1 protein-coding gene is annotated in these 10,026 nt (G+C 52.1%); it reads left to right on the forward strand.

Going from position 1 to position 10,026, the window contains the following annotated elements:
• The first annotated feature begins 4 nt into the window (after positions 1–4).
• Positions 5–9,883 (forward strand): gliding motility-associated C-terminal domain-containing protein, encoded by a 9,879-nt coding sequence (locus WBG78_RS26535; RefSeq protein WP_337329543.1) that lies wholly within the window; start codon positions 5–7, stop codon positions 9,881–9,883.
• The last annotated feature ends 143 nt before the right edge of the window (positions 9,884–10,026 follow it).

Below are 10,026 nucleotides of genomic sequence, written 5' to 3' on the forward strand. Positions count from 1 at the left end.
ATGCATGGCTACTAAAATTCTGAAAATATTCTTTGCTGTAGGTTTTTTGATATTGTCCTACAGTGCATATGCCCAGCCAACATTTTCGGTTCAGAACATTAAGGGCGCTTGCGAAGGATTTCCGAATGGTTCACTTGAGGTGACTATCATTTCAGGTGTAAATCCAATCACTGTTTATCTGTTCGGCCCCCCGAACATCGTACCCATCAGTACCACCGTTGGATCCACGGTAGTTATTAGCAGTCTTCCTGGTGGGCCGGGAGCTGGGCGTGCCTATACCTTACTGGTTCAGGACAACAATACATCGGCGTCGCTACCCAACGTATTGATTCCTGAATATCCAATTTCCCTGGCAATGACGCTTGATAGCAAATCAGACAATACGGATTGTTTGATTTCCAATGGGGCAATCAATGTTACTGGTTCAGGGGGATCTGGATCCCTTTCTTATTCATGGAGTGAGCCAACGCTTGGTTACACATCAACAAGCCAGGACATCAGCGGATTGTTAGGGGGTAACTATGAGTTAACCATTAGGGACAATAACACGAACTGTTCGCGAACGTTTCCTCCGATAGTAATAGCAAACCCATCTCCTGTCTTTTTTACCTTAAGCACACCAAGTCCCGCTACAGTTTGTACTGGCTCGGACCTGGTACTTACTTTGAATGGATCGGAACCCGGAGTCACCTATGAGGTTTACCGAAATGGTATCAATCCAACTGGAATCATTCAAACAGGAACGGGAAGTCCGCTTACGTTCACCGTTCCATTTGGAACCTTTACCAATGGAAACAATTTCAAAATACACGCAAAATCAGGCATATGTGAAGACGACATGCCAGGGGTTGTTGTAGCTAATATCGTGGCATTGCCTACGATAACTCCTAACTCGCCTGTTGACGTTTGCAGCGGTGCAACGTCAGTAGCGCTTACATATTCTGCTACAACGGGCTCACCTTCTCAGTATAGCCTTGATTTTAATCTGGCAGCCGAAAACGAGGGATTTGCCGACGTAACCGATCAGCTCCTCCCGCCGGGAGCGATTACCATCTCAGTTCCGGCAGGCGCCGCGTTGGGAAACTACACGGCAACACTTAGCGTAAGAAATACTTCCACGGGATGTCCCAGTACACCGGTTACGGTTACGATAAACGTGATTGCCAATCCGGCGATCACGCTGAGCACCTTTCCTTCCGTTTGTGCAGGGGAAACTTCTGGAGATTTAGTGTATAGTGGAACCGCGGGTAGTCCCAACCAGTATACCATAAACTTCGATTTATTTGCTGAAGGCAAGGGATTTGCAGATGTCCCTGCCACACTATTGTCGGCCTCGCCAATAAATATTGTTGTTCCAGCCGGCGCACCACCTGACATCTATAACGCAACTATAACGGTTACCAATACATCAACAGGTTGCTCCAGTACGACACAACCATTTACGGTAACGGTCAATACCAATCCTGCAGCAACATTGTCACTTATCCCTGCGATCTGCCAGGGCACAAGCCCTGCGATCCTGGCTTACTCAGGCCTGGTGGGAGGAGCGGATCAATACAGCATCGACTTTAATGGCATCGCCAACTCAGCGGGTCTTGCCGACGTTCCGGCAACAACATTGCCTGCGGGTCAAATCAATATCGTAGTGGCTGCGTCAGTAGCAGCGAACACGTATGCCGGTACCGTTACGTTCATCAATTCATTGACGGGTTGTACGAGTGCGGCACTGCCGATCAGCTTAACAATCAACGCGAGTCCGACCATTACCATTACCGATCTCACTCCGGAGGTTTGTCTGGGAGCGACCACTGCACCGCTGGCATACACCGCCACATCAGGAGGTCCGACCACTTACAGTCTTGATTACAGCCCCGCTGCCAACAGCGATGGATTTATCGATATAGTAGACCAGCCGTTGCCGGCAGGGGCGATCCAAATGGCTATCCCCGGTACAGCAACAGCGATTGCCCCCTACACGGCCGTCCTGACTGTTCGCAACGGTGGCACTACCTGCGTAGGCGCCGGTCAAACGGTAACGCTTACCATCTACGATACACCAGCCATCGCCATAACGAGCGCCAATCCGGAGATCTGTCATGGCATACTGACTGCCCCACTTCCTTATACAGGAGTATCGGGCGGCGCGAATCAATATAGTATAGACTTCAACGGCATCGCCAATGCAGCGGGCTTTGCCGATGTGACCAACCTGGCCATACCGGCCACGGCGATCAACATCACCATCAACCCGGTTACCGTACCCGATACGTACTTTGGTACGCTCACGGTACGAAACAGCACGACAGGATGCGTGAGCGCGACTCTGCCTATCAGTGTAAAGATCAACGAGACGCCGACCATCACTTTGGACCCTATACCGGCGATCTGTCAGGGTACCAATTCAGTTAACCTGGTCTACACAGCCACCACGGGATCACCCAACAGTTACACGATCGACTTCGATGGTATTGCAGAAGGACAGAACTTTGTCGACGTACCGGCCACGCCCTTAGGAGCATCCCCGATACCCATCACCGTGCCTGTAGGCGCGGCACCTGGATTGTATAGCGCTACCGTTGTGGTGACCAATACATCGACGGGTTGTCCAAGCGCACCGCAGACGATCAGCATCCGCATCAACGGCAATCCGACCATTACGCTGACCAATCCGAATCCTCAGGTATGTCTGGGCGCTACCACCGCCTCGCTGGTTTACACCGCCACAACGAATGGCGCTGATGAGTACAGCCTGGACTTCGATGGGCCGGCCAACGCGGACGGATTCATTGACGTAACCGACCTGACGCTTCCCGCTGGCGCTATACCGATCGCCATTCCGGCGACAGCGACAGCTACTACCTATAATGCAATACTGACCATCACGAACGCCGGAACAGGTTGTGGCAGCACATCCATTCCAGTGTCAGTGATCATCAACGATATCCCAGGTGCAACCTTATCACCGATTCCTGCGATCTGCCAGGGCACATCGCCTGCAGTCCTCATATACACAGCCCCTGTGGGAGGAGCAGATCAATACAGCATCGACTTTAATGGCATCGCCAACTCAGCGGGCCTTGCCGACGTTCCGGCAACAACATTGCCTGCGGGTCAGATCAACATCGTAGTGGCTGCATCAGTAGCAGCGAACACGTATGCCGGCACCGTTACGTTCATCAATTCATTGACGGGATGTACCAGCGCGGCATTGCCGATCAGCTTAACGATCAACCCGAGTCCGACCATCACCATTACCGACCTCACTCCTGAGGTTTGTCTGGGAGCGACCTCAGCACCGCTGGCATACACGGCCACTTCTGGAGGTCCGACCACTTACAGTCTTGATTACAGCCCCGCTGCCAACAGCGATGGATTTATCGATATCGTAGACCAGCCGTTGCCGGCAGGGGCGATCCAAATGGTTATCCCCGCTACAGCAACGCCGATCGCCCCCTACACGGCCGTCCTGACTGTTCGCAACGGTGGCACTACCTGCGTAGGCGCCGGTCAAACGGTTACGCTTACCATCTACGATACACCGGCCATCGCCATAACGAATGCCAATCCGGAGATCTGTCATGGCATACTGACTGCCCCACTTCCTTATACAGGAGTATCGGGCGGCGCGAATCAATATAGTATAGACTTCAACGGCATCGCCAATGCAGCGGGCTTTGCCGATGTGACCAACCTGGCCATACCGGCCACGGCGATCAACATCACCATCAACCCGGTTACCGTACCCGATACGTACTTTGGTACGCTCACGGTACGAAACAGCACGACAGGATGCGTGAGCGCGACTCTGCCTATCAGTGTAAAGATCAACGAGACGCCGACCATCACTTTGGACCCTATACCGGCGATCTGTCAGGGTACCAATTCAGTTAACCTGGTCTACACAGCCACCACGGGATCACCCAACAGTTACACGATCGACTTCGATGGTATTGCAGAAGGACAGAACTTTGTCGACGTACCGGCCACGCCCTTAGGAGCATCCCCGATACCCATCACCGTGCCTGTAGGCGCGGCACCTGGATTGTATAGCGCTACCGTTGTGGTGACCAATACATCGACGGGTTGTCCAAGCGCACCGCAGACGATCAGCATCCGCATCAACGGCAATCCGACCATTACGCTGACCAATCCGAATCCTCAGGTATGTCTGGGCGCTACCACCGCCTCGCTGGTTTACACCGCCACAACGAATGGCGCTGATGAGTACAGCCTGGACTTCGATGGGCCGGCCAACGCGGACGGATTCATTGACGTAACCGACCTGACGCTTCCCGCTGGCGCTATACCGATCGCCATTCCGGCGACAGCGACAGCTACTACCTATAATGCAATACTGACCATCACGAACGCCGGAACAGGTTGTGGCAGCACATCCATTCCAGTGTCAGTGATCATCAACGATATCCCAGGTGCAACCTTATCACCGATTCCTGCGATCTGCCAGGGCACATCGCCTGCAGTCCTCATATACACAGCCCCTGTGGGAGGAGCAGATCAATACAGCATCGACTTTAATGGCATCGCCAACTCAGCGGGCCTTGCCGACGTTCCGGCAACAACATTGCCTGCGGGTCAGATCAACATCGTAGTGGCTGCATCAGTAGCAGCGAACACGTATGCCGGCACCGTTACGTTCATCAATTCATTGACGGGATGTACCAGCGCGGCATTGCCGATCAGCTTAACAATCAATCCGATCCCGACCATTGCGTTCACTGACCTTAGCCTTACTGTATGTGAAGGAGCGGGTTCAGTCGATCTGCAGTATACGGCCGTTACCGGTCTGCCGACAACCTATTCCATTGATTTTAACAATGCAGCCAACATCGCTGGTTTAGCCGACGTGGTAGACCAGCCGCTCCCCGCATCGCCCATCAGTGTGGCCATTGGTGGGGTAGCCGCTGGAACGTATACCGCGACCGTTACAGTTTCCAGCGCGGCGCCCGGATGCCCTTCTGTTGCTCAGTCATTGACGATTCAAATTGACCCTGCAGCATCTATTACTTTGGTGGATGCCGATGTCGAAGTTTGTATCGGTGCCGCTACGGCATCGCTAGCATACTCAGCGGTAGGCGGCGGAGCGGATCAATACGCGCTCGATTTCGATGGGATTGCCCAGGGTCAGGGCTTTGCCGATGTAACCACAACAAACCTGCCGGCCGGAGCGATTCCAGTAGATGTTCCCGCATCGGCGATCGCCGGAACGTACAATGCCATGCTGATCGTTTCGAGTAGCACATCAGGTTGTGGTTCTGCTGCCATTCCGGTTACAGTAAAGATCAACCCATTACCAACGGTGAGCACGACGGCGATCGCGCCGGTTTGTGCCGGCACGCCATCGGTCCAGCTGACCTACACGGTTACGGGTGCGGGTACGCCGTCAACCATCACGGTTGATTTCGACGCCCCTGCGCAGCTGGCAGGTTTTGCCGATATCACAACGGCGGTAACCGCGGCACCGCTCACCATCACCATACCATCAGGTGTCACAGGCGGTACGTATAGCGCTGCCGTTACAGTAACAAACGGAACGACTACCTGCGTGAGTGCGGTTCAAAACATCAGCATTACGGTCATTCCTTTGCCAACAGCAACAATCACGGGTCCAGCATCGGTTTGTGCCGGTACGCCTACTCAGCTGACAGTAACCTTTACAGGCACGGCTCCCTGGTCATTCACCTATTCGGACGGAAGCGGAACCACATCACCGGTGATTTCCACGCCTTTCAATACATTTAGCATTCCCATTTCCAATCCGACAGCAACCGCACTCTACACTATTGAAAGTGTTTCAGATGCAAGATGTACCGGCGTTGACGGCAGCTCTCATACGCTTGCTGTTAACCAGCCTCCTCTGGCGAACCTCGCTGTCTCTGCCACGATCAACCCGCTTTGCTCGGGTGGTAGCAGCGATGTAACCGTGACAGGCTCACAGATTGGCGTAAGCTATCAATTGAGAAATAATGCCAACGACGCGAACATCGGTGCACCGGTAGTTGGAACAGGCGGCGTTATTCAATTGCCAACGGGCACACTCACGGCGACAACTTCGTTCAACGTATTGGCTACTGCTGGCGGCTGCACACCTGTCGAGCTGACTAATACGGTGACGATCACTGTTTCCGGAGCAATCAACGCCGGCATCAGTGCAACACCTGATGACGACCCTATTTGCTCAGGCTCAGGGACGAACATAACCATACCGACCAGCGAGAACGGCGTATTGTATCAGTTGCGTAATGATTCCAATGACAGCAATGTTGGAACTGCTGTGGCAGGTACTGGTGGTAGCATTTCGCTGCCTACTGGCAACCTGACTGCAACAACAACATTTAATATACTTGCAACGAACGGCTCCTGTTCGATAGAGTTAACCAACAAACCAACGGTAACGGTAGGCACTGCCCCTAATGCTGCTCTCGCCGTCGCGCCGGTACTCGATCCGCTTTGTTCCGGTGGTTCGACACAGATCACTGTAACACTTTCTCAGACTGGAGTTAGTTATCAGCTGCGCGACGATGCTACCGACGCCAACATAGGCGCTCCGGTGGTAGGCACTGGTGGCACGATCAGCCTTAACACGGGCGTGCTTACAGCTACAACAGTATTTAACGTGTTCGCTACTGCTCCTGGCTGCGCCTCAGTGGAACTTACGGCCAAGGCAACGGTCAACGTGTCGGGAACCATTGATGCAACGCTGCCTTTGACTGCTGTTGCTTCACCGATTTGCTCTGGCTCCGGCACAGATATCGAATTGGATAACTCTGAAAATGGTGTCGATTATCAGCTGCGCGACAACGCTACGAATGCCGCAGTTGGAGCGGTCGTAACTGGCACTGGTGGAACAATCGTATTTCCGACGGGCAACCTGACTGCAACTACTTCATTCAACGTACTTGCTAACAATGGCGCCTGCTCGATTCAAATGACCGACGTCGTGACTGTAGATGTGGACATTGCTCCAGATCCGGATTTGACCATTACGGCGACACTTAATCCTCTTTGCACGAACGGTGTCAGCGGCATTACAATTCAGGCCTCCGAACTGGGTGTCTCTTACCAGTTAAGAGACGATTCAAATGATGCCAATATTGGGGCAGCGGTCGTGGGTACAGGGTCAGATATTGTGATTTCCACAGGTATTCTTTCCGCGACCACATCATTCAACGTACTTGCCACTAATGGCGTATGTGCTCCGGTCGAAATGACGACAGTGGTAACGATTACCGTTTCCGGAACAGTGAATGCCGGCCTCACCGTTGGTTCATCTTCGAATTCGATTTGCGCAGGAACCAGCACCTTCATCCAGGTTGTGGCCAGCGAAACAGGAGTGACTTATCAACTTGTGAACCTAACGTCCAGCACTCCCGTTGGCAGTCCTGTAGCCGGTTCAGGTGCAACCCTGAACATTCCTACTGGTAACCTGACAACTTCGGCTACGTTCGGCGTGATCGCCAGCAACGGAAGCTGTTCAATATTACTGACAGATAACGAGTCGATCACGGTGAATCCTGCCCCTGATCTCACCCTCGCGGTGAATGCTGCACAGGCGCTCATTTGCTCTAACACAGCATCGGCAATAACCATAGCCAATTCTCAGGTGGGTATTCAGTATCAGCTGCGTAACGACGCAGGTGATGTCAATATCGGGTCACCAATAGCCGGAACTGGCAGTACCATCACGATCTCTACTGGTCTTCTCTCGGCTACGACAACATTCAATGTTTTCGCCATTGCAGGTTCATGCTCAGCAGAACTGACAAACAAAGCTACTGTGAGTGTACGCCTCGTGGGAGATCCGGCTTGCGGTGGTGGCCCTGGCCCGAGCGACTGTACGAACTTCAGTTCAATTCAACCTACCATTGTTACGCAACCGAGCTGCAACGATCGTGATGCTGGTGAGGTATCATTCAATATCAGCCGCGCCGACGGAACGCCTACAACGTTCAGAATCCTCTGGACGATCAATGGCAACACGCAAACGAAGTTTACTTCAAGCACGGCTACATTCAATGACCTGAGTTCAGGCCTTTACCAATACACCATCATTGATGAAGGAAATGGAAAGAGCTGCGGTCCTGTAGATTTCTTCCTCGACCTCAAAACTCAGGTTGAGATTCTTGAGAAACAGGTGTCATCAAACGTGAGCTGCTATGGCGGAACGGATGGTAACGCCATTCTTAAAGTCGACGGCTCAACCACCGGCGAATACTGGTACCGTTATGTTAAAGATGGTGTTGAATCTACGGCTCAGACCTTCACACCGGGAGCTCCGCTTCCAGGTGGATTGCCAGCCGACGACAATGATTTTATCATCATCAAGGTTGATGACAACTTTAACTTCACCTGTCCTGACACGGTGATGGTACGCATCAAACACACATATGCAAAGATCGATTTCGCGGTGGCTGCAACTGATGTAACCACCTGCAATGGTACGGATGGAAGCATAAATGTAACAGGTATAGGTGGTGGTGATTCTGGTGCAAACCCGCTCCAGGCACGACTCAAAAAAGCAGTGCCGTTTAGCACAGATCCTTCCGGTTATATCGTCGTCTCCGACTTTGCGGATGTCACTGGTGGAACGAAAGCATACGCCAACCTTGCACAAGGAAACTATATTGTCGATGTGAGGGATCACCTGGATTGTATACAAAGCAAGCCTATCAATGTGCAGGCTCCTGGCCAGGTGCCGCTTGCAGTGGTAAGCATCACTGCTATCGACGCAACCTGTGATAACGCTGGCGAAAGCGGCGCGATTCGTGTCACAATCTCCGAGGCAGGCAACTATCAGGTGGCAGTTAGTAAAGATGCCCTTAATGTTCCCGCTGACAGCGAATTCATTAACTATGCATCGCCAAGTTTGCCGAACGTAACGTTTGCTGATCTTTCTGCAGGCGTGTACTACCTGTACATCAAGTCGAGCACTACGACGTGTCCTACACGCACAGATGCCATCACGATTAACGGCGTTATCGCCCTTGCTGACTTCGAAGTGTTGTCGAACTGTGGTAATGTGAACCTCACGATTAACAACATCACAGGCCAGCAAAGCGAACCGTTCGTGATCCGTGTATTCAGCAACGACGATAAGTTCTTCAAGATTGACAGCCTGGCTGCCAGCAGCATCCCTCTGTCGAGCTCAGTTACGTTTGCCTATGCGCCGCCGGCTCATGCGTTCCTTAACACGCCGGGCACATATCGCTTCGTGATGGTTCAGAAACAAACGACCGGAGCAGGAACCTGTACGCTGGTATCAGATACTGTAGTGTACGATGTTCGCGAACTGTTAGGCATCACGTTGGGCACGGTGAAACCATCTTTCCCTGAACCAAAACACACGGGATCAATAGAGATCGCGAACGCTACCGGCGGAACACGTTTTGTTGGCTCGAACAATGATCTTTACTATGAGATCTCTTTGACAACTGCCGACGATGATATTGTGATCAAAGACTGGGAGAAACTTAAACTCAACACACAGAATAGGTTCACTCATCTGTACGACTATCTGCCGCCAGGCGTGTATCGCGTGAAGGTTCGCGATGCCGCAGGCTGTATCAAGACTCTGGACGTCGAGATACCTCTCGAGACAAGCTTGTATGTACCCAATATCTTCACTCCGAATAACGACGGCATTAACGATGAGTTCGAGATCCTGAACCTGCCGGTTACAGGTACACATCAGCTCATCATCACTAACCGTTGGGGCAACGAAGTGTTTAAGTCAGGCGACTACCGCGAAGGAAACTTCTGGAACGCCGACAACGTTGCGGATGGTATTTACTATTACCGACTGAAAGTTGATGGTGGTGAGGTGTACAATGGCTGGGTGGAAATTGTGAGAGGGGCGAAGCCTTAGAAGAATTGAGAATTGATTATTGAAAATTTGAAAGGGGTCGAAAGACCCCTTTTTTCTCGTCGTACCGGGTCTGTAAAATAAACTGTGTCAGTATTACTATTGAACCGATGTTGGAATGTGGGTAACTCCAACGGGTACTGTTG

Source organism: Chryseolinea sp. T2 (assembly GCF_037203685.1).
Lineage (GTDB): Bacteria > Bacteroidota > Bacteroidia > Cytophagales > Cyclobacteriaceae > Chryseolinea.